Source organism: Pseudomonas sp. MF09150 (genome assembly GCF_059862355.1).
In genome coordinates this window covers 527,885-548,990 of record NZ_JCBCUS010000003.1, presented here as the reverse complement: position 1 = coordinate 548,990, position 21,106 = coordinate 527,885, and the positions used below count along the sequence as shown (strand labels likewise).

Annotated in this window: 15 protein-coding genes; 12 read left to right on the top strand and 3 right to left on the bottom strand. The window is 66.5% G+C overall.

What is annotated here, in order from left to right; genetic code table 11:
• The first annotated feature begins 34 nt into the window (after positions 1-34).
• From tssJ to AC19YX_RS15385, 12 genes are all read left to right on the top strand, one after another.
• Positions 35-544, top strand: a complete 510-nt coding sequence (tssJ, locus tag AC19YX_RS15440; RefSeq protein WP_500606550.1) for a type VI secretion system lipoprotein TssJ — start codon at positions 35-37, stop codon at positions 542-544.
• 15 nt (positions 545-559) lie between these two features.
• The gene (gene tssK / locus AC19YX_RS15435; RefSeq protein WP_020294506.1) at positions 560-1,894 is read left to right on the top strand and encodes a type VI secretion system baseplate subunit TssK; all 1,335 of its coding nucleotides are present in this window, start codon (positions 560-562) and stop codon (positions 1,892-1,894) included.
• A 6-nt stretch (positions 1,895-1,900) separates the two neighbouring features.
• Positions 1,901-3,226, top strand: a complete 1,326-nt coding sequence (locus tag AC19YX_RS15430) for a DotU family type VI secretion system protein (RefSeq protein WP_078470437.1) — start codon at positions 1,901-1,903, stop codon at positions 3,224-3,226.
• Positions 3,223-6,726, top strand: coding sequence for a type VI secretion system membrane subunit TssM (tssM, locus tag AC19YX_RS15425; RefSeq protein WP_500606549.1), 3,504 nt, complete (start codon positions 3,223-3,225; stop codon positions 6,724-6,726). The genes AC19YX_RS15430 and tssM overlap by 4 nt, the downstream gene beginning before the upstream one ends.
• Positions 6,723-7,376 carry a type VI secretion system-associated protein TagF gene (gene tagF, locus AC19YX_RS15420; protein ID WP_078470439.1) on the top strand — a complete coding sequence of 218 codons (654 nt, stop codon included), beginning with the start codon at positions 6,723-6,725 and terminating at the stop codon, positions 7,374-7,376. Before tssM ends, tagF begins: the two co-directional genes overlap by 4 nt.
• Before the next feature lies 1 nt (position 7,377).
• The gene (locus AC19YX_RS15415; protein WP_078470440.1) at positions 7,378-8,112 is read left to right on the top strand and encodes a PP2C family protein-serine/threonine phosphatase; all 735 of its coding nucleotides are present in this window, start codon (positions 7,378-7,380) and stop codon (positions 8,110-8,112) included.
• A 2-nt stretch (positions 8,113-8,114) separates the two neighbouring features.
• Positions 8,115-11,240, top strand: a complete 3,126-nt coding sequence (locus tag AC19YX_RS15410) for a serine/threonine-protein kinase (protein ID WP_500606548.1) — start codon at positions 8,115-8,117, stop codon at positions 11,238-11,240.
• Positions 11,240-11,956: an ABC transporter ATP-binding protein gene (locus AC19YX_RS15405; RefSeq protein ID WP_500606594.1), complete on the top strand. Its 717-nt coding sequence runs from the start codon at positions 11,240-11,242 to the stop codon at positions 11,954-11,956. Before AC19YX_RS15410 ends, AC19YX_RS15405 begins: the two co-directional genes overlap by 1 nt.
• Complete coding sequence (locus AC19YX_RS15400; RefSeq protein ID WP_421548215.1) at positions 11,956-13,158, top strand: ABC transporter permease; 1,203 nt, start codon at positions 11,956-11,958, stop codon at positions 13,156-13,158. The genes AC19YX_RS15405 and AC19YX_RS15400 overlap by 1 nt, the downstream gene beginning before the upstream one ends.
• Positions 13,151-14,860: a formylglycine-generating enzyme family protein gene (locus tag AC19YX_RS15395; RefSeq protein WP_078470443.1), complete on the top strand. Its 1,710-nt coding sequence runs from the start codon at positions 13,151-13,153 to the stop codon at positions 14,858-14,860. The genes AC19YX_RS15400 and AC19YX_RS15395 overlap by 8 nt, the downstream gene beginning before the upstream one ends.
• An 83-nt stretch (positions 14,861-14,943) precedes the next feature.
• A complete protein-coding gene (tagQ, locus tag AC19YX_RS15390) occupies positions 14,944-15,882 on the top strand; it encodes a type VI secretion system-associated lipoprotein TagQ (RefSeq protein WP_078470444.1) in 939 nt (312 codons plus the stop codon).
• 138 nt (positions 15,883-16,020) lie between these two features.
• Entirely contained in the window at positions 16,021-16,404 is a 384-nt protein-coding gene (locus AC19YX_RS15385; RefSeq protein ID WP_078470445.1) for a helicase, read from the top strand.
• Between the two features lie 88 nt (positions 16,405-16,492).
• Here AC19YX_RS15385 and AC19YX_RS15380 read toward each other — a convergent pair whose 3' ends face one another.
• The 3 genes from AC19YX_RS15380 to AC19YX_RS15370 all read right to left on the bottom strand — a co-directional run bounded on the left by AC19YX_RS15380 (position 16,493) and on the right by AC19YX_RS15370 (position 20,978).
• The gene (locus tag AC19YX_RS15380) at positions 16,493-17,893 is read right to left on the bottom strand and encodes an aminoacyl-tRNA deacylase and HDOD domain-containing protein (protein ID WP_078470446.1); all 1,401 of its coding nucleotides are present in this window, start codon (positions 17,891-17,893) and stop codon (positions 16,493-16,495) included.
• Positions 17,894-17,972: 79 nt separating this feature from the next.
• On the bottom strand, positions 17,973-20,048 hold the full coding sequence (gene recG / locus AC19YX_RS15375) for an ATP-dependent DNA helicase RecG (protein ID WP_078470447.1): 2,076 nt from the start codon (positions 20,046-20,048) through the stop codon (positions 17,973-17,975).
• 9 nt (positions 20,049-20,057) lie between these two features.
• Entirely contained in the window at positions 20,058-20,978 is a 921-nt protein-coding gene (locus AC19YX_RS15370; RefSeq protein WP_020296032.1) for a hydrogen peroxide-inducible genes activator, read from the bottom strand.
• Positions 20,979-21,106: the final 128 nt, after the last annotated feature.

The window sequence follows — 21,106 nt, the reverse complement described above, 5'->3', positions numbered from 1 at the left end:
TCACGGACAGCTGATACGTCATTGAGGACGCAGGATGATTCAACGATTTCTGACATTGGTCGCCATGCTGCTGCTTGCGGCATGTGCCAAGGATGAGGCAGCAGCCCCCGCCGAGGCGGCACCGGATGCGCTCACCACGGCCACCATCGAACTGCATTTTTCCGCCTCCCCCGGGCTCAACCCTGGGCCCGACGGGGTGCCCGCCCCGGTGCGGGTGCGTCTGTTCGAGCTGAAGAATCCGGCGACCTTCGCCCGTTCCGACTACTTCGCCCTGGCCGAGCGGGCTCAGGCGACCCTGGGCGCCGACCTGATCGATCAGGACGAAGTGCTGATCCAGCCCGGTGACCAGTTGAACCTGGAGCGCACCCTCGACCCGGCCACACGCCAGATCGGCCTGCTGGTGGGCTATCGCGACGTGGACCGGGCGCAATGGCGCGCGGTGATGAATGTGCCGCCAAGGCAGCGCACCGAATATCAGATCAGCCTCGATGCCCGCGCGATTCGCGGTGTGGTCGCGGCGTCCCCATCCAGCCCTACCCAATAGGCAATCGGAGCAACCATGTCCTGGAACAATCGCGTGGTCTGGTCGGAAGGCATGTTCATTGGAACCCAGCACTTCCAGCAGCATGACCGTTACCTGGAAAACCTAATCGATGCCCGTAGCCGGCCGTTGTCCGCAGGTGCCTGGGGCTTCTCCGAGCTGCTGATCGACCAGGGCCTGCTGGCCCAGGGCAAGCTGGCGATTGTCTCGGCGCGCGGCCTGTTGCCCGACGGCACGCCGTTCAATATCCCCCATGACGACCTGGCACCGAGCCCGCTGAGCATTGACGACAGCCTGCGCGATGGCCTGGTGTACCTGGCCCTGCCGCTCAAGCGCGCCGGCGCCCGCGACACCGTCGACGAAGGTGAGGAGCTGGGCGCTGCGCGGTACCTGAGCCAGGTGCGCGAGGTGCGTGATGACAACGCGCCGTTCGAAAACCGTGCGCCGGTGGCCGTCGGTTCCCGGGCCTTGCGCCTGCTGACGGTGCAGGACGGCCTGAGCGACTACGCCGCCATCGGCCTGGTGCGGGTCAAGGAAAAGCGCGCCGACCGTGCACTGATCCTCGATGACAGCTACATCCCGCCGGTGCTGGATGTGGCGGCGTCGAAACCGCTGACCGCGTTTCGCAGCGAACTGCTGGGCCTGCTCCATCAGCGTGGCGAAGCCCTGGCCGGGCGAGTAGTGGCCTCGGGGGCGGGCGGTGCCTCGGAAATTGCCGACTTCATGCTGCTGCAACTGGTCAACCGCGCCCAGCCGCTGGTGGCGCACCTGGCCCAGCTCAGCCCGCTGCACCCCGAGCGCTTGTACAGCGAGCTGGTAGGCCTGGCCGGCGAATTTGCCACCTTCTCCAGCGCCGGCCGGCGCCCGGCCGAGTACCCGCAGTACCAGCACGACGAACTGGCGGCGAGCTTCGCCCCGGTGATGCAGGCGCTGCGCGAAGCCTTGTCGATGCTGATCGACAGCAAGGCGACGCCGATTCCGATTGTCGAGAAAGCCTACGGCGTGCATGTGGCGATGCTGGCGGACAAGACCCTGATCGACAACGCCAGCTTCATCCTGGTGGTGCGGGCCGATGTGCCGGGGGAAACCCTGCGCGGGCGCTTCGCCCAGCAGAGCAAGGTCGGCTCGGTAGAGCACATCCGCGATCTGGTCAACCTGCAACTGCCGGGGATCGGCCTGCTGCCGCTGCCGGTGGCGCCGCGGCAGCTGCCGTACCACGCGGGCTCGACCTATTACGAACTCGACCGTGGCAGCGAACACTGGAAACAGCTGATCCATTCCGGTGGTTTTGCGTTCCACGTGGCCGGCGAATTTCCGGGCTTGAACCTGGCCTTCTGGGCCATCCGAGGATAAACCGCGATGCATCCCAACGATGATTCGCCAGGGCAGCCGTCTGCCGCCAACGACCGTACCCAGTTCATGCCGCGTCCCGGTGGCCGTGGCCCGGACAGCTCCCGGCCGGCCGCTGCTGCGGCCCAGCCCCTGGCCATGCCGGCCGCGCCGCCGCTGACCGGCCAGGCCCGGGGCCTGAACCCGCTGGAAAGCGCCGCCGGCCCGTTGCTGGCGCTGTTGACCCGGTTGCGCAGCACCATTGCCCACCCGGCGCCAGCCAGCCTGCGCGCACAACTGCTGGCCTACCTGCGCCAGTTCGAGGAGCGTGCCGAGGCCGCCGGTGTGGCGCGCAACGATGTGCTGCTGGCGCGTTATGCGCTGTGCACCGCCCTCGATGAAGCGGTGTTGAGCACGCCATGGGGCAGCACCAGCGACTGGGGCAAGCAGAGCCTGCTGATCACCGTGCACAACGAAGCCTGGGGCGGCGAGAAAGTCTTCCAGTTGCTGGAGCACTGCCTGCAAAGCCCGCGCGAACGCCTGTACCTGCTGGAGCTGTTGTACCTGTGCATGTGCCTGGGTTTTGAAGGGCGCTACCGGGTAATGAACGACGGCCGCAGCCAGCTCGAAGCCCTGCGCGAGCGCACGGCCGCGACCATTCGCAGCGCCCGTGGCGAACACGAGCGCGAGCTGTCGCCCCATTGGCGTGGGGTCAGCGTGGCCCGTGATCGCCTGGCGCAATTCATGCCGCCCTGGGTGGGCGTGGCCATCGGCCTGGCGCTGCTGCTGGCGCTGCTGTTCGGCCTGCGCATGAAGCTGGCCTCGGATGCCGAGCCGGTGTTCAAGAATATTCATGCCCTGGGCGAGATCCCGGTGCAGGCGATCGACCGGCCGGTGATTCAGCCCAAGCTGGTGGAACGTCCGCGCCTGGCGGGCTTCCTTGCCGATGAGATCAAGGCCGGGCGGGTGGCGGTGGAAGACGCCGTCGACCGCTCGATCGTGACCATCCGTGGCGACGAACTGTTCGCTTCGGCCAGCGCCGGCATCGTCGATGACTACCAGCCCCTGATGCTGCGCATCGCCGACGCCATCCGCAAGGTCAAGGGCCAGGTGCGGGTTACTGGCCACAGTGACAACCGGCCGATCGCCACTTTGCGCTTCCCGTCCAACTGGAAGCTGTCCCAGGCCCGTGCCGAGTCGGTGCTGCAGATCCTGGCGGCCAAGACCGGGCAACCGGAGCGCTTCAGCGCCGAGGGCCGCAGCGACACCGAGCCATTGGCGTCCAACGCCACCCCGGAAGGGCGTGCGCGTAATCGTCGGGTAGAAATCACTGTGTTGGCGGAGGGGGTCGAGTGAAGGCGTTTTTCAGTTTTGTGATTCGCTGGGTGATCCCGCTGCTGGGCCTGATCGCCTTGAGCCTGATCATCTGGTTTATCGGGCCGCTGCTCGAAGCCCTGGTGCCGGAAGGTCGGCGCTGGGGGTTGATCATTTTCATCTTCGCGGTGTGGATCGCCTACCGGGTGTTTCGCATCATCCAGGCCCGGCGTCATGCGGCCAAGGTCTTGCAAAGCCTGGCCGCCGACACCCCGCCGGACCCGGACAGCGTGGCCACCGCCGAAGAGCTGGCGAGCCTGCGCCAGCGCATGGACGAAGCCCTGGCCCTGTTGAAAAAGGCCAAGCTTGGCGGCGATGAGCGGCGCAACCTGTATGAGCTGCCGTGGTACGTGATCATCGGCCCGCCGGGCTCGGGCAAGACCACCGCGCTGGTCAACTCCGGGCTGCACTTTCCCCTGGCTGCGCAGTTGGGGGCCGGTGCCGTGCGCGGCGTTGGCGGCACCCGCAACTGCGACTGGTGGTTTACCGACCAGGCCGTGCTGCTCGATACCGCCGGGCGCTACACCACCCAGGACAGCCACGCCACGGTGGACAAGGCGGCCTGGCTGGGCTTCCTCAACCTGCTGAAAACCCAGCGTTCGCGGCGCCCGATCGATGGCGCCTTCGTCGCCATCAGCCTGTCCGACCTGCTGCTGGGCAGCGACGCCGAACGGGCGGCCCACGCGGCGGCGATCCGTTCGCGGATCCAGGAGCTGTACACCGAGTTGGGCGTGCGTTTCCCGATCTACCTGATGCTGACCAAGCTCGACCTGGTGCCCGGGTTCATGGAGTTCTTTGACTCCCTGAGCAAGGAAGAGCGGGCCCAGGTCTGGGGCATGACCTTCGAGCTGGACGACGGCAAGAGTGGCGACAGCCCGCTGGCGCACCTGCAAAGCGAGTTCGCCGGCCTTGAACAGCGCCTCAACGAGCGTTTGGTCGAGCGCCTGCAACAGGAACGCGACCCGGCGCGGCGCGACCTGATCTACGGCTTCCCGCAGCAGTTCGGGGCGCTCAAGGATTGCCTGCAAAGCTTCCTCGAAGGGGTGTTCAAACCCAATGCCTTCGAAGAGCGGGTCCTGCTGCGCGGGGTGTATTTCACCAGCGGCACCCAGGAAGGCAGCCCCATCGACCGCCTGATCGGCAGCATGGCCCAGAGCATGAACCTGGACCGCCAGCAGTTGGCCCGCCAGACCGGCACCGGCCGCAGCTACTTCATCGAAAAACTGTTCACCGCCGTGGCCTTTGCCGAGCGTGGCCTGGTCGGGGTCAACCCCAAGGTCGAGCGCCGGCGCAAGTGGATCGCCCGTGGCGTGCTGGCCGCGACCGTGGCCCTGGTGCTGGTGGTCAGCACCCTGTGGTGGATCAGCTACCGTGCCAACCAGGCCTACATTGCCCAGGTCGACCAGCGCCTGGCGCCGCTGGGCCCGGTGGTGCAGAACCTCAGCCCGGCCCAGCGCGATGTGCTGGCGGTGCTGCCGCTGCTCAATGCGGTCAAGCACCTGTCCGACGATGCGCCAGGCTGGGCCGAAGGCCTGGGCCTGTATCAGGGCGACATGCTGGAAGCCGAGTCCGGCAGCGTCTACCGCAAGCTGCTGATCGCCGTATTCGCCCCGCGCCTGCTGACCCGGATCGAAGAGCAACTGCACAGCGGCGGCAATTCGGACTTCCTCTACGAAGGCCTCAAGGCCTACCTGATGCTGGCCGACGGCGAGCATTACGACCCGGACTTCATCAAGGCCTGGATCGCCCTGGACTGGGACCGCAGCCTGCCGCGGGACTTGCCGGCCGAGCAGCGCCTGGCCCTGACCGAGCACCTCAAGGCCCTGTTCGACAAACACCCGCCCAATGCGCGCCTGGACCAGCGCCTGATCGACGACCTGCGCCGCCAGTTGCAGCAGTTGCCGGTGGCCCAGCGCGTGTATGACCGGGTCAAGCGCCAGAAACTGCCGGCCAGCGTGCCGGACTTCCGCCTCAGCGACGCCGCCGGGCGCGATGCCGCGCTGGTGTTCACCCGCAAGAGCGGCAAGCCCCTGGGCGAACCCCTGAGCGGCCTGTTCACGGCCAAGGGTTACCGCGAAGGCTTCCTCCTGGCCAGCCTCAATCAGGCCGGCACCCTGGCGGAAGAGCAGTGGGTACTGGGCCGCGACCAGGCCGACCAGCAGAACGTCGCCAGCCTGGCGGCGGATGTGCGTCGCCTGTATTTCCAGGACTACCTGCGCCAGTGGGATGCCTTGCTGGCGGACATCGACTTTGTCCCGATCACCAGCGTGGCCCAGGCCGCCGACGTGCTGCGGATCATCTCCGGGCCGACCTCGCCGCTGAAAAAGCTGCTGGTGGCGGTGGCCAAGGAAACCGATCTGCAGCAGGAAGAACGCCTGATCGCCGCCCAGGGCCAGAAGGTCGACGGGGGCGTCGACCAGCTCAAGCAACGCCTGGGTTCGCTGCTGGGCCAGGAGCAGGCGGCCGGCACCCAGCCTGCGGCGGCCAGCGAGGACCCGGTGAGCACGCACTTTGCCGACCTCAACAGCCTGGTGACCAAGGGTGAAGGTGAACCGGCGGCCATCGACGGCCTGCTGGCAGACATGAACGCGCTGTATGTGCAGGTCAGCGCCATGGTCGGCGCCAGCGGCGACGCGTTGCTGGGCGAGGCCAAAAACCAGGCCAGCGCCGCGGCCAACCGGGTCAGCCTGACCGCCGAGCGCCAGCCGCCGCTGGTCCAGGGGCTGGTCAAGTCGGTGGTCACCTCCACCACCAATACGGTGATGGGCGGCGTGCGCAACCAGTTGAACGCGGCCTGGGTCAGCGAGGTGGTGAACGTTTATCGCCAGTCCCTGAGCGGGCGCTATCCGATGTCGCCCGGCAGTGCGCGGGACGCCACTCTGGATGACTTCGGCCAGTTCTTCGGGGTGGGCGGGGTGATGGACAACTACTTCCGCAAGTACCTGCAACCCTACGTCGACACCTCGGCGGCCACCTGGCGCTGGCAGCCGGGCGCGGCGCAGAAGCTCGGGATCGCCCCGGGCGTGCTGCAGACCTTCCAGCGCGCGGCGAGCATTCGTGATGCGTTCTTCCGTTCCGGCGGCACCTCGCCAGCGGTGCGTTTCGAACTCAAGCCGGTGGCAATGGACGCCAGCATCAGCCAGTTCCTGCTCGACCTCGACGGCCAGCAATTGAGCTATGACCACGGCCCGAGCCGGCCGGTGGCCATGCAGTGGCCGAACCCGGGCAGCATCGGCGTGGTGCGGCTGTCGATCATGCCGCCGTCGGCCAACGGTCGCTCCGGCGTCACCCTGGACGGCCCCTGGGCCTGGTTCCGCCTGCTGGAGCAGTCGGACCTGACCCCTGGCAATTCGCCGGACCGCTTCAACCTGCGGCTGCGCATCGATGGCGCGAGCATCTCCTACGAGTTGCGCGCCAACAGCGCCTTCAACCCATTCAAGAGCCGTGTGCTCAGCGGCTTCAGCTTGCCGGAGCGGCTATGACGACCCAGGGCTTCTACGGCAAATTGGCCAGCCGGGGCGACTTTGTCAGTCGCGGCTTGCCCCAGGGCTTTATCGGCCCCTGGGACAGCTGGCTGGCGGCCGGGTTGCTGGCCAGCCAGCAGACCCTGGGCAGCGAGTGGCTCAATGCCTATCTGGTCAGTCCGCTATGGCGCTTCGCCCTGGCGCCGGGGGTGTGTGGCGCCCAGGCGGCGGTTGGCGTGGTGATGCCGAGCATCGACCGGGTCGGGCGCTATTTCCCCCTGACCATCGCGGCCCTGCTCGATCACGACAGCGACCTGGCGTCCCTGGTGGTGGGCCCGGACCTGTGGTTCGAGCACGTCGAGGAGTTGCTGTTGGGCACCCTGGATGAAGACGCCAGTTTCGAAGCCCTGGAGCAGGCGATGCAGGACCTGCCAGCCCCCGCTGCGACGCCGAAAGTGCCGGGCAGCCGCTTTGCCGGTTTGCAGCAATTTGCCGTCAGCGAGCCTCGGGAGCGCGGCGCCGTGCTCGCGGCCCAGGCTTGCGAGGGCATGAGTTTCTGGTGGGGCCGTGGGTCGCAGAGCATCAGCCCGATGCTGTTGCGTTGCCCGGGTTTGCCGCCAGCCAATGATTTCGCGCAGTTTCTGCTCGGACAAGAAGGTGCCGTCTAACATGCGCTCAGCGCCTCAACTGTCCTACCAGTCCGCGAGCTACAGCCACGTGGGCATGGTGCGCAAAATCAATGAAGACGCTTTTCTCGAAGCCCCGGAAACCGGCCTCTGGCTGGTGGCCGACGGCATGGGTGGACACGCCGCCGGCGATTACGTCAGCAGCCTGATCGTCGACAGCTTGCGCCGGATTCCGGCCGGCGACAGCCTCGAGGCTTACGTCGCGGCCCTGCGCAACGGCTTGGCGGCGGTCAATGCCGCCGTGCGTGAAGAAACCGCCAACCGTGGGGTGAACATGATGGGCAGCACCGTGGTCCTGCTGGCTGTGCGCGGTGCCCGCGGCGTGTGCCTGTGGGCCGGTGACAGCCGCCTGTATCGCCTGCGCGACGGCCAGCTCGACGCCATCTCCCGCGATCACAGCTACGTCCAGGACCTGCAGGACAGCGGCCTGCTCAGCGAGGCCGAGGCCCGGGTTCACCCGCGAGCCAATATCGTGACCCGCGCGGTGGGCGTCGAGGCGCACCTGGAATTGTCCCAGGTCGACCTGCAGGTGCAGGCCGGCGACAGTTTCCTGCTGTGCAGCGACGGCCTGAACAAGACCGCCGAAGACCACGAATTGCGCGATGTGCTGTGCCACACCGACCCCCATGACGTGGTACGCAGCCTGATCCACCTGGGCCTGACCCGGGGCGCCCCGGACAACATCACCGCCATTGTGGTCAAGGCCGCAGGACACTAACCATGGAACTACTGATTCCCGGCTACGACATCCAGGGCGAAATCGGCGAAGGCGCGATGGCCACGGTGTACCTGGCGACCCAGCGGTCCCTGGAGCGCAAGGTGGCGCTCAAGGTCATGGCTGCGGCGCTGGCGGCCGACCCGAGTTTCTGCGAGCGCTTCCTGCGTGAAGGCAGGACCCTGGCGCGCCTGTCGCACCCCAATACCGTGACCATCCATGACATCGGCAATGTCGACGCCCTGTACTACATGGCCATGGAGTACCTGCCCAACGGCACGCTCAAGGAGCGCATCGCTGCCGGCCTGACCCCGGAGCAGGGCCTGGTCTACATCCGCCAGATCGCCTCGGCCCTGGGCTATGCCCACGCCCAGGGGCTGGTGCACCGCGATGTGAAGCCGGCGAACATCCTGTTTCGCGCCGACGGTACGGCCGTGCTTTCGGACTTCGGCATCGCCAAGTCCCTGGACGATCGCACCCAGTTCACCCAGGCCGGCTTTGCCGTGGGTACCCCGAGCTACATGAGCCCGGAACAGGCCCGGGGCCAGGAGATCGACGGCCGCGCCGACCTCTATGCGCTGGGGGTGGTGCTGTATGAAATCCTGGTCGGCAAGTTGCCCTATAACGGCAACGATGCGCTGTCCACGGCCCTGGCCCACCTGACCGAGCCGCTGCCGGAGCTGCCCCTGCACCACGGCCGCTATCAACACATCCTGAGCAAGCTGCTGGCCAAGGACCCGAACGAGCGCTACCCGGACGCCGCCGCCTTGCTCATCGCCCTGGACAACCTGCCGCCGGTGGTCGAGGAGGTCGAGGCGACGCTGATCCAGCCCCTGCAACTGCCGCCGCTGGAGTCATTGCCCAGTAACGACCTGGCCGGGTTGACCCCGGTGTCGATCGAGATCCCGCAGCAGGCACCGCCGGCCAAGCCTGCGTCTGAGCCGCTGAGGACGCCTGCGCAGCAACCGTCCGAGGCGCCTCGTGCCGCGCCGCCACCGCCCAGGAGCGCCGCTGCGGCGCAGTCCCGTGGTCCACGTTTGGCCCTGGCGGGGGTGGCGGTGGCCGTCGCCCTGGCCGTGGCCGGCGCCGGTTACTGGTGGCTGAGCGGTGACAGCAAGGACCCGGTGAGCAAGACCCAGGCTTCGACAGCCGTCGGCCAGGGCTCAGGTAGCCCGAGTTCGGGCAGTCCGAGCCCAGGCAGCCTGCCGCCGGCGAACCGGAATCAGGCCCAGGTGCAGCCAGGCACGCCTGTTGCGGACGTCGATGGCGGCCAGCGGCCGCTGTTGATACCGGGCAAGAAGACCCTGTTCCAGCGCGTGCTGAGCAAGCCTGAGGCACGTTTTTCCGAGGCCCCGGGTGCGGCGCCGGGCAAGGCGTTGCCGGCGTTTTCCGTGCTGTATGTCTACCAGCGCAAAACCGTGGACGGCAGCCCCTGGCTGCGGGTCGGCGCCGCCAGCGACGGGCGCAGTGCCGGCTGGTTGCCAGAGAGCCAGGTCAGCGACTGGAAGCAGAGCCTGGTGCTCAAGTTCACCGAACGCTCCGGCCGCGCGCCGGTGATGTTCGTGCGCCAGGCCAGCGAGCTGGAACGCTTGCTGGCCGACCCTTCTGCGGCGAAAAACCTGCTGCTGCGGGCGCAGAAAAACCCGGCTGACGAGCAGCAGGTACTGGCCCTGGAGCCGGGCGCGAGCGCGGTGCCCCAGGAGCAGTTCTACCTGCTGCCGATTTTCGAATCCCGCGAGAGCTTCGACGAAAACGGCCAGCCGGTGCAGCTGCTCAACATCGCCTCGATCGACCCCGGCAGTACCTCGCCTGCGCTCAGCAGCCAGCAGCCGGCCGCCGCCCGAAAAGCGCCGGCCGATGCCTTCCGCACGGCGGTGGTGCTGGTGGTGGACACTACGGTGTCGATGCAGCCCTATATCGACCAGGTGCGCGATGTGGTGCACGAGCTGCAAACCCGGATTGCCGAACGCGGCGAGCTGGACAGCGTCAGCTTCGGCCTGGTGGGCTTTCGCAACAGCACCAAAAAGACCCCGGGCCTGGAGTACGTCTCCAAGACCCTGATCACCCTCGATCAGGGGCGCGACCCCAAGCGCTTCATGGAGCTGGCGGGGCAGGTCAAGGCGTCCCAGGTGTCGAGCCATTCGTTCAACGAAGACGCGTTTGCCGGGGTGATGCAGGCGGTCGAGGGCATGGACTGGTCCGGCTACGGCGGGCGCCTGATCCTGCTGGTGACCGATGCCGGGGCCCTGCGCAAGAACGACCCGTTTGCCGCGACCCAGATGAACGAGGCCGAAGTGCGTCAGGCGGCGCTGGGCAAGCAGATCAAGATCTACGCCCTGCACCTGCGCTCCGACGCCGGCAAGAAAACCCACAGCGGCGCCGAGACCCAGTACCGGACCCTGACCGCCGACGCCAACCCGCAGATCGGCGATCTGTACATCCCGGTGCCCGGCGGCGATGTGCGCAAGTTCGGCGAACGGGTCGACGAGATCGGCTCGGTGTTCGCCAACCTGGTGCACCAGGTGCGCAGCAACCAGCCGCAAGCCGTGCCGGTACTGGCCGTGGCGCCGAGCCTCAGTGAGAAGTCGGCGGCCATCGGCTACGCCATGCACATGGACTTCCTCGGCCGCAAGTCCGCGAGTCAGGCGCCCCAGCTGGTCAGTGCCTGGACCGCCGACCGTGATCTGACCAACCCGGCGCTGCCGGCGTTCCAGGTGTGCGTGATGCTGACCAAGTTGCAGCTCAATGACCTGCAACAGTCGCTGAAACTGATCGTCGACGCGGCGCGCAAGACCCAGACCTCGCCCAAGAACTTCTTCCAGGAAATCGCCAGCGCCAGTGCCTACATGAGTCGCGATCCGGCGGCCCTGAAAAAAGGCGGCAACCTGGCCGACGGCGGCGTGCTGGGTGAGTACCTGGAAGGCCTGCCGTATCGCAGCAAATCGCTGAGCATGACCCAGGACCTGTGGCTGTCCCTGAGCGTGGCCGAGCAGGAAGATTTCATCGATGAGCTGGACTCGAAAATCCGCCTCTACGAAACCTTCCACAACGACCTGGCCAACTGGGTGCGCTTCGGTGATGCCGAGCCGGGCGATGCCTTGTACCGCGTTCCGTTGTCGACGCTGCCATGATGCTCAACCTCGGCGATGTGCGTAAAAGCCGTGGCACGGGTAGCCAGCGCTACAGCCTGGTGATCCCGCGTCTGCAATTGCTCGCCGGCGAACAACTGGCGGTGGTCGGGCCCAGCGGCTGCGGCAAAAGCACCTTGCTCGACCTGCTGGCCCTGGTGCTGGCGCCGGACCGGGCGGCACGTTTCGAGTTCGCGCCGGGCCGCGAGGCCCTGGACATCGCCGCGATCTGGCGCGCCTCGGGGCAGAATCCGCTGGCTGCGCTGCGCAGCCGGCACCTGGGTTATGTGCTGCAAACCGGTGGCCTGCTGGGGTTTCTCGATGTGCGGGCGAACATCGGGTTGTCCCGCAGCCTGCTGGGGCTGGCCGACGACGGTGTGGTGCGGCGCCTGGCCGAGCAGCTGGAAATTGCCGATCAGTTGCACAAGAGACCGGCGGCCTTGTCCGTCGGGCAACGCCAGCGGGTCAGTTGCGCCCGGGCCCTGGCCCACGGCCCGCAGTTGCTGCTGGCCGATGAACCGACCGCCGCCCTCGACCCGCTGAATGCGGCGCGGGTGATGCAGCTGTTGCTGAGCCGGGCGCGGGACCAGGGCACCTGCTGCGTGATCACCACCCATGACGAAGTCCTGGCGCGCAACAGCGGCTTGCAAATCCGCCGCATCGCCTGCCAGCGCGACGCCGATGGCGGGGTCACCGCGACCCTCGGGGAGGCCTGCTGATGCGCAGCTCCCTGGCGGCGTCCCTGGCCTGGCAGGATTACCGCGCCGACACCTGGCTCTCGGCCTGTTCGGTGCTGGCCCTGGTGGCGGTGATCGCGCCATTGATGGTGCTGTTCGGGCTCAAGTTCGGCCTGGTCAGCAGCCTCACCGAGCGCCTGCAGAACGACCCGGCGGTGCGCGAGATCATCCCCCTGGGCGGCGGGCGTTTCAGTGCCGAATTCATCGAGCGCCTGGGGCAGCGGGTGGACGTGGCCTTTGCCTTGCCGCGCACCCGGCAGATCGCGGCCACGGCCGATCTGGCGGTGTCCGCCAGCGGCCCCGGGCTGACCGTGGAAATGATCCCCAGCGCGCCAACCGATCCCTTGCTCGGCGGTCTCAAGGCGCCCGAGGGCCTGAGCGGCGTGCTGCTCAGCCAGACCGCCGCAGAGAAGCTCGGGGTCCGGGCCGGCGATTGGCTTCAGGCCAGCTTTGGCCGGCAGGTGGCCGGGCGCAGCGAGTCACAGCGGACCCGGGTGCAGGTGCAGGGCATATTGCCCCTGGAAGCATTCCAGCGCGATGCCCTGTTTGCGCCGCTGGTGCTGCTGGAAGCCGCCGAGGATTACCGCGATGGCCGCGCCGTGGCCGCATTGGGCTGGGCCGGCGAAACCCCGGGCGCCGCGGCGCAGCGGGTGTACCCGGGGTTTCGCCTGTATGCCCGCAGCCTGGATGACGTCGAGCCACTGCGCCTGTACTTCGCCGAACGCGGGCTGCTGGTGTCGACCCAGGCGCAGACAATCGCTCAGGTGCAGTCACTGAGCCGCAACCTATCGATCGTTTTCTGGGTCATAGCCGGGCTGGCCCTGGCGGGGGCCTTTGCGGCGATCTTCGCCGGGGCCCTGGCGGCGGTCGCGCGCAAGCGTCGAGAGTTGTCGGTGCTGCGCCTGCTGGGGTTCTCCACCGCCGCGCTGTTGTTGTTCGTGGTGGCCCAGGCGTTGTACAGCGCCGGGTTTGCCGCGCTGTTGAGCGGGCTGCTGTACGCCTTGGCCGAAACCGGCCTGAACCGTTTGTTTATGCAGGTGCCGGGCGAATACGCCAGCCACCTGTTACCGGCGCACTACGCGCTGGCCCTGTTCGCGACGCTGGGCGTCAGCACCGTGGCGGCAGCCCTGGGTGGCTGGCGCGTATCGCGCATTGAAGCGTGTGAAGGAATTCGAGATGTATAAGTTGCTGAGTGCCGCGCTGGCCCTGACCCTGACCGGCGCCGTGTGGGCCGACGAGGTCAACAAGCTGGACAACCCCAAGCCGTTGCCGGACGACGTCAGCCTGCCGCTGCCGTGCGACGGCGAGATGGTGTTCCGTTACGTGTACGTGCTGGCCCAGGGCACCCTCGACGACCGCGAGATCAGCCTCGGCTACCCCTTCAGCGAAGGCGAGGCGGGGTATCAGCAGTCGTTTATTTCCGGCTACCGCCGCGACTTCATCAACGGCCAGTTCACCGTCAAGGACCTGCCTTCGAGCTGGAGCAAGAGCATCGCCTCGGGGTTGCCCAAATCCGGGGCCGGGATCCCGCTCAAGCCGATGCTGTATTTCATCGGCAAATACGAAGTGACGGCGCGCCAGTACGCCCAGGTCATGGCCCAGGCTCAGTCCCTGGCCAGCGGCGAACCGGCCCCGGCCTGCGAAGCGCCCGAAGGCATGCAGGGGCGCTTGCCCAAGGTCAAGCTCTCGCGCTTTGAGGCCGAGCGCTTTGCCGCGGTGTACAGCGCCTGGCTGATGAAGTACCACCGTGACCTGCTGCCGGTCAGCGGCCGGGGCACCGCCAGCGAAGACGGCGGCCTGGGCTTTGTGCGGCTGCCGACCGAGGTCGAGTGGGAATACGCCGCCCGTGGTGGCCAGGCCGTGAGCCGTCAGGACCTGGAGGGACGCCTGTTCCCCCGGCGCCTGGAAGGCAGCGACAGCGACGGCCCGCTGGCGGACTGGGCAGTGTTCAACCAGGTGGCGGGCGGCACCGGGCAAGCCGCGCGGCTGATGCCGATCGGCACCAAGCTGCCCAACCCTATCGGCATGTTCGACGTGATCGGCAACGCCGCCGAGATGGTCCAGGAATCCTTCCAGCTGGTGCACTCCGGGCGTCGCCAGGGCACCTATGGCGGCTTCGTGGTCAAGGGCGGCAACTACCTTGAAGGCGAGGGCACGCTGTTCACCGGCATGCGCCGCGAATACCCGCTGTTCGCCGCCGATGGCACCGAGCAGAGCAACGAGACCACCGGTTTCCGTGTGGCCCTGGGGGCCCTGGCGGCGCCGCGCTCGCGCTACAAGGAGCTGTTCGCCCAGTGGCAGAAAGAGGGCCGCCTGGCGTCCCTGACCGATGCCATCGATGACGCCCAGGACCCCACCAAGCGCCTGGACAGCATCATCGCCGCCAGCGTCGACCCGCGCCTGCAGGCCGAATTGGGGCTGGTCAACGAAGAGCTCAAGCGCAATGTCTCGCTGATCGCCCAGCAGCGCGAAGAGGCCGCCGGCAACCTGATCCAGTCCTCGGCGCTGGTGGCCGAGACCATCAATAACTACAACATCCGCCTGACCAACCTGAAGAAGAGCCAGCAGCAGGCTGTCGACGCCAAGGACGAGCCCAGCGCCAAGCTGTTCGCCGAAGCCATCGACAACGGCCGCAGCGCACTCGACGGCGCGGTGGCGATCTACATCGACAACCTGGCCACCGGCACCCGCTACACCGACGCGGTGATCCAGGCGCAGTTTCAACGCATCAAGGAAGAGCTGAATCGCAAGCCGGTGCTCGGCAAGAGCCTGGTGACGCGCGCAACCCTATTCGTTCGTCATGTCGGGAATTATCGCCAGCAACGGCGAGCCGATCCGGCGACGATTTTGAAAGAACTGCTCGCATCGACCGCTCAGAAACCGTGAGCGGACGCTGTCTGGCGAGCTTGGAGGGTCTCGGACGGCATGGCGCCGTACCGAGCTGGTCAAACTTAAACGAGAAAACAAACATGCTTTTTTCCCGCAAACCATTTGCTTCAACATCCAAGCGTCACCTGCTGTTGGTTGCCGCCGGATTCAGCACCGTGTTGACCGGCTGTGCCACTTCACCGGTGTCCAAGGTCGCTTCGACGACCAAGGTCGAGTACTACCCGAGCTGCTACGAGCCGGTACAGCACCTGCGTGCCACTGACTCGGACATGACCAAGTCGGTCGTCACCGGCGCTGCCCTGGGCGCAGCCGGCGGTGCACTGCTGGGCGCCCTGACCGGCGATTCGGACAAGCGCGGTCGCAATGCCGCCATCGGTGCCGCTGGCGGTGCCCTGGCCGGTGGTGCTGCGGGTTACTACACCGAGCGCCAGAAGCAGATCAGCGATGACAACCAGCGCATCGGCTCCTACGCCACCGACGTCAACAAGCGCGCGGCCGACATCGACCGCAGCACCGCGTACGCCAAGGCTTCGCAGAGCTGCTATCAGCGCGAGTTCGACAACCTGATCTCGGGTCGCAAGGCCAAGACCATCAACGATACCGAAGGCCGCAAGCGTCTGGCGGAAATCGTTGCCGGCCTGAAAGAGTCCAACGACCTGATCACGGCGGTTAACGGCAAGGCTGGCGAAGACCTGAACAACTACACCCAGGCCTACGAGACAGACCTGCAGCAAGTGGGCGTGCAGCGTACCGACGTGGCCACTGTGGTCGCCGCCGATACCACGACGCTGGTTACCAGCGGCAAGACCAAGATCAAGCAGCCGCCGAAAGTGACCAAGAAGCCACCCCTGCCGAAGGTGCCTCAGGAAGCGGTCGCGACCGAGAAGACCCTGCGGGACGCCAAGATCAAGCAGGACGAAAGCGCCAAGGTCGCCAGCACCGGCCAGAGCCAAGTCAACAGCATGTGCAAAAGCCCGGACCTGGGTGACTGGGCACCGGTGCCTTGCCCTAACGTCTGAGTCCGCGATTGTCTGACAAGATGACGCGATAAGTGCTAAACGCCAGTCGATCTCCGGGTAATCACGGAGATCGCTGGCGCTCTTTTACTGAACGGTTAAACTGCCCGGGCCATCTAATAACTACCCGAGGCGCCGTACATGAAATTTCGTTTTCTTCTGTGGATGCTTGGCCTGTTGATGGGCAAAGCCAGCCGTAACAATGCCGCCTTCCAGCAACAGCTGGGCGACAAGGAGCTGGTGTTCCAGTTGCAGACCCTCGACGGCAAAGTCTCCCGTCACTTCTTCGTCAAGAACCAGCGCATTACCAGCCGTTCCGGCACCTATCCCGATCCTGCCTTCGCCATCGCCTTCAAAGACGCCGCCTACGGCTTCGCGACGATGCAGGCCAAGAACAAGCAACTGGCTTTCATGACCGGGATCCAGGACAAATCGATCCAGATCAAGGGCAACCCCGCGCTGGTGATCTGGTTCCAGGGCCTGACCAAATACCTGAAACCGAAAAAGCCCAAGCCCAAAGCCTGACCTGTAGCCGAGCCTGGCGGTAGCGGCTACAGAAGCAAAAAAAACGCCCCGCACGGGCTGCCGTGCGGGGCGTTTTTGTGGCGGCGGCTCAGGCCTGGCTGAATTGCGACGCCAGTTCCCGCAGCAGCACTTCGGCTTCCAGGACTTTGCTGACCACATCCTCGGCCTTGTCGCGGCTCAGGCCGACGCGTTCGAGCAGGGCGTCGGGGATGTCTTCATCAGGGCCGGAGCCGATGCCGCGGCTACGCAGCAGGCGCACCGCCAGGCACACCAGGTTCGGGTATTCGGCGTAGGCGCCGTCGTAGCTCGGGTCGTGCTGGAAGCGCAGGGCTGTGGACAACTCGTCCGGCATGTCCCAGTAGCGCATCAGCCAGGCGCCGATCTGCTCGCGGCTGATGCCCAGCAGGTGCTGCTCGACATAGCTGTGACACAGGTGCGGGTTGACCTCCAGGTGCCGGCAGATCAGCGAGAAGTGCGGCGGGAACACATGGGCCAGCAGCAGATAGCCGAAGTTGTGCAGCAGGCCGGCCAGGTAGGTCAGGCCGGCTTCCGGGCGCTGGGCGCGAGGCATGGCGCGGGTCAGGCCTTCGATCACGGCGGCGGTGTAGATCGACTGCTGCCAGTACGGCGTCGAATGCTGCGGCTGATCCTTGGGCAGGCTCAGCGTCTTGCCCAGGGCCAGGCCCAGCGCCAGGTTGATCACCAGGTCGAAGCCCAGCACGCGGACGATGGCGTCTTCCACCGAACGGATCTTGCCGGGCGAAGCGTAGTACGGCGAGGCAGCCCAGCTCACCACCTGGGCAGCCAGGGCCGGGTCGGTCTCGACCACGCCGGTGATGTCGTCGATGGTGGCGTTGGGGTCGACCCGCAGCTTGATGATTTTTTGTGCAGTTTCCGCCAGGGGCGGAATCTCGATGGTGGCTTCCAGGCGCTGCTGGATCCGGCGGGCGGTGAAGGCTTGCATCGCCTGGGTGATTTCCTCGCGGTCATCATCGGGGCGGTCGAGGTTCGGCCGGATGAGGCTCAGGGCTTCGCCGAAATTGCCGGCGCTGGCCTTGCTGAGCATGGTCTTGAAGTCTTCGCGGGTGATTTCCAGGAGCACTCCGGGCTCGCCGGAATTGATCAACACACTGGGTTCGCGCAGCAGGCTCTCTTCGTACAGGCACGGTGAACTGGTGAGGGCCGGCAGACCGGGCAACAGGCTCAGGCTGTGTTTGCCGAGCATGCGCTCCAGGCGTTCGGTGGACACGGCGGTCAGGCGCCGGCCCGTGAGCTCGGCCAGGCGATTGAGGTCCAGCAACTGGCTCTGCGGGAACAGCACCATGAGCGCGCCGACGGCGTCGTCCAGCAGAACCGCCTGCACCTTGCGCTCGGTCGGAAGACCGGGGCGGTCGAGCACTTCGTTGTAGCTGATGGCCAGCTTGCCCAGCAGCAACCGGATTACAGACGGAGCGTGCGGGGCTTGGTCGGCGAGGGCAACTTCGGTCATGGTCTGTATCCGTTTTCCCAACAATTGGACCAGTATAACCAGCTTGGTTACACCAGCGTTCCATTAACTGAGAGGTGTTTCACACTTGGCCGTATTGCTGGCCGTGACGCAGCCAGCGGTCCAGCAACGGGCTCACGTGGTGCGGCCAGCGCTCCAGCAGGGCCTGGGCCGCGTCGCGCACGGCCGGCAACAGGTCGGCATCGCGCATCAGGTCGGCGACCTTGAATTGCAGCAAACCGGTCTGGCGCGTGCCGAGCATCTCGCCGGGACCGCGCAGCTCCAGGTCCTTTTCGGCGATGACGAAGCCGTCGTTGGTTTCCCGCATGATGCCCAGGCGCTGGCGCCCGATCTGTGACAGCGGCGGATGATAGAGCAGCACGCAGTGGCTGGCGGCGCTGCCGCGTCCGACCCGGCCGCGCAACTGGTGCAGCTGGGCCAGGCCCAGGCGTTCGGGGTTTTCGATGATCATCAGGCTGGCATTGGGCACATCGACCCCGACCTCGATCACCGTGGTCGCTACCAGCAACTGCAACGCGCCGGCCTTGAACTGAGCCATGACTTCGGCTTTTTCCGCAGGCTTCATGCGCCCGTGGATCAGGCCCACGCGCAGTTCGCCGAGGGCCGCGGTCAGGTCTTCGTAAGTGGTTTCGGCGGCCTGGCAGGTGAGCTCTTCGGACTCTTCGATCAGGGTGCAGACCCAATACGCCTGGCGCCCTTCGGCGCAGGCGGCACGCACCCGCTCGATGACTTCGACGCGGCGGCTGTCGGTCACCAGCACGGTATTGACCGGGGTGCGCCCGGGGGGCAGCTCGTCGAGGATCGAGGTGTCGAGGTCGGCGTAGGCGCTCATGGCCAGGGTCCGGGGAATCGGCGTGGCCGTCATGATCAACTGGTGCGGGCACATGCGCCCGCCAACACCTTTCTGGCGCAGGGCCAGGCGCTGCTGCACGCCGAAGCGATGCTGTTCGTCGATGATCACCAGGGCCAGGTTCTTGAACTGCACTTCGTCCTGGAACAGCGCGTGGGTGCCGACCACCATCGGCGCGCCGGCGGCGATCTGTTCCAGGGCGGCGCTGCGGTTCTTGCCCTTGAGCTTGCCGGCCAGCCAGGCGACTTCCAGGCCCAGGGGTTCGAGCCAGCGCTTGAAGGTAATGAAGTGCTGTTCGGCGAGGATCTCGGTCGGCGCCATCAACGCCACCTGATAACCGGCTTCCAGGGCCTGCAGGGCGGCGAGGGCGGCGACCACGGTCTTGCCGGCGCCGACATCGCCCTGGATCAGGCGCAGCATCGGCTCGGGCTGGCTCAGGTCGTAGGCGATTTCCCGGCCCACTCGCTGTTGCGCGCCGGTGGGCGCAAAGCCCAGGTTGCGCAGGTATTTGGCCGGCAGTTTTTTCGCCGGGGGCATGGCCGGTGCGCGCAGCGAGCGCATGCTTTCGCGCAGGCGTTGCTGGGACAGCTGGTGGGTCAGCAGTTCTTCGAACGCCAGGCGATGCTGGGCCCAGTGATGGCCGAGGGCGAGTTCGTCGACATCGGCGTCGGCCGGCGGGTGATGCAGGTAGCGAATCGCATCGTCCAGTGGTGCCAGCTGGTAATCGCGCGCCAGCTCCTGCGGCAGCCAGTCGGGCAGGCTGCTCGGGCCTAGCAGGGCCAGGCTCTGCTGGCACAGCTGGCGCAGGCGTTGCTGGGTCAGGCCTTCGGTGAGCGGGTAGATCGGGGTCAGGGTCTGGTCCACCGGAGGTGGCTCATCGCCGCTGATGGCTCGGTATTCCGGGTGGTAAATCTCCAGCCCGGAAGCGCCGGGCCGGGCTTCGCCATAGCAGCGCACGCGGGTGCCGCGTTTCAGGCCGTCTTTCTGCGCATTGCTGAAGTGGTAGAAGCGCAGGCTCAGCCCGCCGGTGCCGTCCTGCAGGCGTACCAGCAGGCTGCGGCGTTTGCCCATGACCACGTCGGCGCCGCTGACGGTGCCTTCGATCACCGCGTCCTGGCCCGGGCGCAGGGCGCCGATGGGCACCACGCGGGTGCGATCCTGGTAACGCAGGGGCAGGTGGAACAGCACGTCCTGGAGGTTTTCCAGGCCGACCTTGGCCAGCTTTTCGGCCATGGCTTCGCCGACGCCCTTGAGTGCCGTGACCGGCACTTTCGACAGCTCAGTCATCGCGACGGCTTAGCTCGCGGCAGGCGGCTTGGCCACCGAGCACAGGCGGATCGAGTCGGCGAGGATCTCGATCGCCTTGGGCCGTGGAAAGCTGGCGCGCCAAGCGATGGCCACGGTGCGAAACGGCACGGGCGGGGTCAGCGGACGCACTTCGATCACGCCGGGGGCGTAATGATGGCTGTCCACCGCCGACAGCGGCAGGATCGAGATCCCCAGGCCGGAGGCAACCATATGGCGAATGGTTTCCAGGGAGCTGGATTCCACCGTGGTGTGCTTGGCGCCGTCGTTGCCCTTGGTCAGGGTGGGGCAGGCTTCGAGCACCTGGTCGCGGAAACAGTGGCCTTCGCCGAGCAGCAGCAGGCTCTTGTCGTTGAGCAGGCTGGCGTCGATGGTGTCCTTCTGGGTCCATGGGTGGCCGGTGGGCATCAGCACATAGAAGGGTTCGTCGTACAGCGGCAGCGTGAGGACGTCGGCCTCATTGAACGGCAGGGCGATGATGATCGCGTCCAATTCGCCGTTGCGCAGCTTGTCACGCAGGACGTGGGTGAAGTTTTCCTCGATGTACAACGGCATCTGCGGCGCGACCCGGTGCAGTTGCGGAATCAGGTGCGGGAACAGGTAGGGGCCGACGGTGTAGATGGCGCCGACCTTCAACGGGGCGGTCAGCTGGTTCTTGCCGGCCTGGGCCAGTTCGCGAATGCCCTGGGCCTGTTCGAGGACCTTTTGCGCCTGGGCCACGATGCCTTCGCCGACCGGAGTCAGGCGCACCGCGCTTTTGCTGCGCTCGAAAATCAGTACACCGAGCTCGTCTTCAAGTTTTTTCACGCCCACCGACAGGGTCGGCTGGCTGACGTGGCAACGCTCGGCCGCGTGGCCGAAGTGCTGCTCTTGGGCGAGGGTGACGATGTAGCGTAATTCAGTGAGGGTCATAGCGGGCGTCCATGAGGTGCGGGCCAAGCATACCGGCTGCAATCGATAGACGCACGTTATCAGACAGAGGGCGCAGTGCGACACCGGCTAATGCATGTTCGTCGCCGGCGGATATGCAAAAGGCACCT

Excerpts from the sequence above, each read along its gene's own strand:
- tssJ (WP_500606550.1), top strand. The coding sequence starts at position 35 with ATGATTCAACGATTTCTGACATTGGTCGCCATGCTGCTGCTTGCGGCA.
- AC19YX_RS15385 (WP_078470445.1), top strand. The coding sequence starts at position 16,021 with ATGAAATTTCGTTTTCTTCTGTGGATGCTTGGCCTGTTGATGGGCAAA.
- AC19YX_RS15400 (WP_421548215.1), top strand. The coding sequence starts at position 11,956 with ATGCGCAGCTCCCTGGCGGCGTCCCTGGCCTGGCAGGATTACCGCGCC.
- recG (WP_078470447.1), bottom strand. The coding sequence starts at position 20,048 with ATGACTGAGCTGTCGAAAGTGCCGGTCACGGCACTCAAGGGCGTCGGC.
- tagF (WP_078470439.1), top strand. The coding sequence starts at position 6,723 with ATGACGACCCAGGGCTTCTACGGCAAATTGGCCAGCCGGGGCGACTTT.
- tssK (WP_020294506.1), top strand. The coding sequence starts at position 560 with ATGTCCTGGAACAATCGCGTGGTCTGGTCGGAAGGCATGTTCATTGGA.
- AC19YX_RS15395 (WP_078470443.1), top strand. The coding sequence starts at position 13,151 with ATGTATAAGTTGCTGAGTGCCGCGCTGGCCCTGACCCTGACCGGCGCC.
- tagQ (WP_078470444.1), top strand. The coding sequence starts at position 14,944 with ATGCTTTTTTCCCGCAAACCATTTGCTTCAACATCCAAGCGTCACCTG.
- AC19YX_RS15370 (WP_020296032.1), bottom strand. The coding sequence starts at position 20,978 with ATGACCCTCACTGAATTACGCTACATCGTCACCCTCGCCCAAGAGCAG.
- AC19YX_RS15415 (WP_078470440.1), top strand. The coding sequence starts at position 7,378 with ATGCGCTCAGCGCCTCAACTGTCCTACCAGTCCGCGAGCTACAGCCAC.
- AC19YX_RS15410 (WP_500606548.1), top strand. The coding sequence starts at position 8,115 with ATGGAACTACTGATTCCCGGCTACGACATCCAGGGCGAAATCGGCGAA.
- AC19YX_RS15380 (WP_078470446.1), bottom strand. The coding sequence starts at position 17,893 with ATGACCGAAGTTGCCCTCGCCGACCAAGCCCCGCACGCTCCGTCTGTA.
- AC19YX_RS15430 (WP_078470437.1), top strand. The coding sequence starts at position 1,901 with ATGCATCCCAACGATGATTCGCCAGGGCAGCCGTCTGCCGCCAACGAC.
- AC19YX_RS15405 (WP_500606594.1), top strand. The coding sequence starts at position 11,240 with ATGCTCAACCTCGGCGATGTGCGTAAAAGCCGTGGCACGGGTAGCCAG.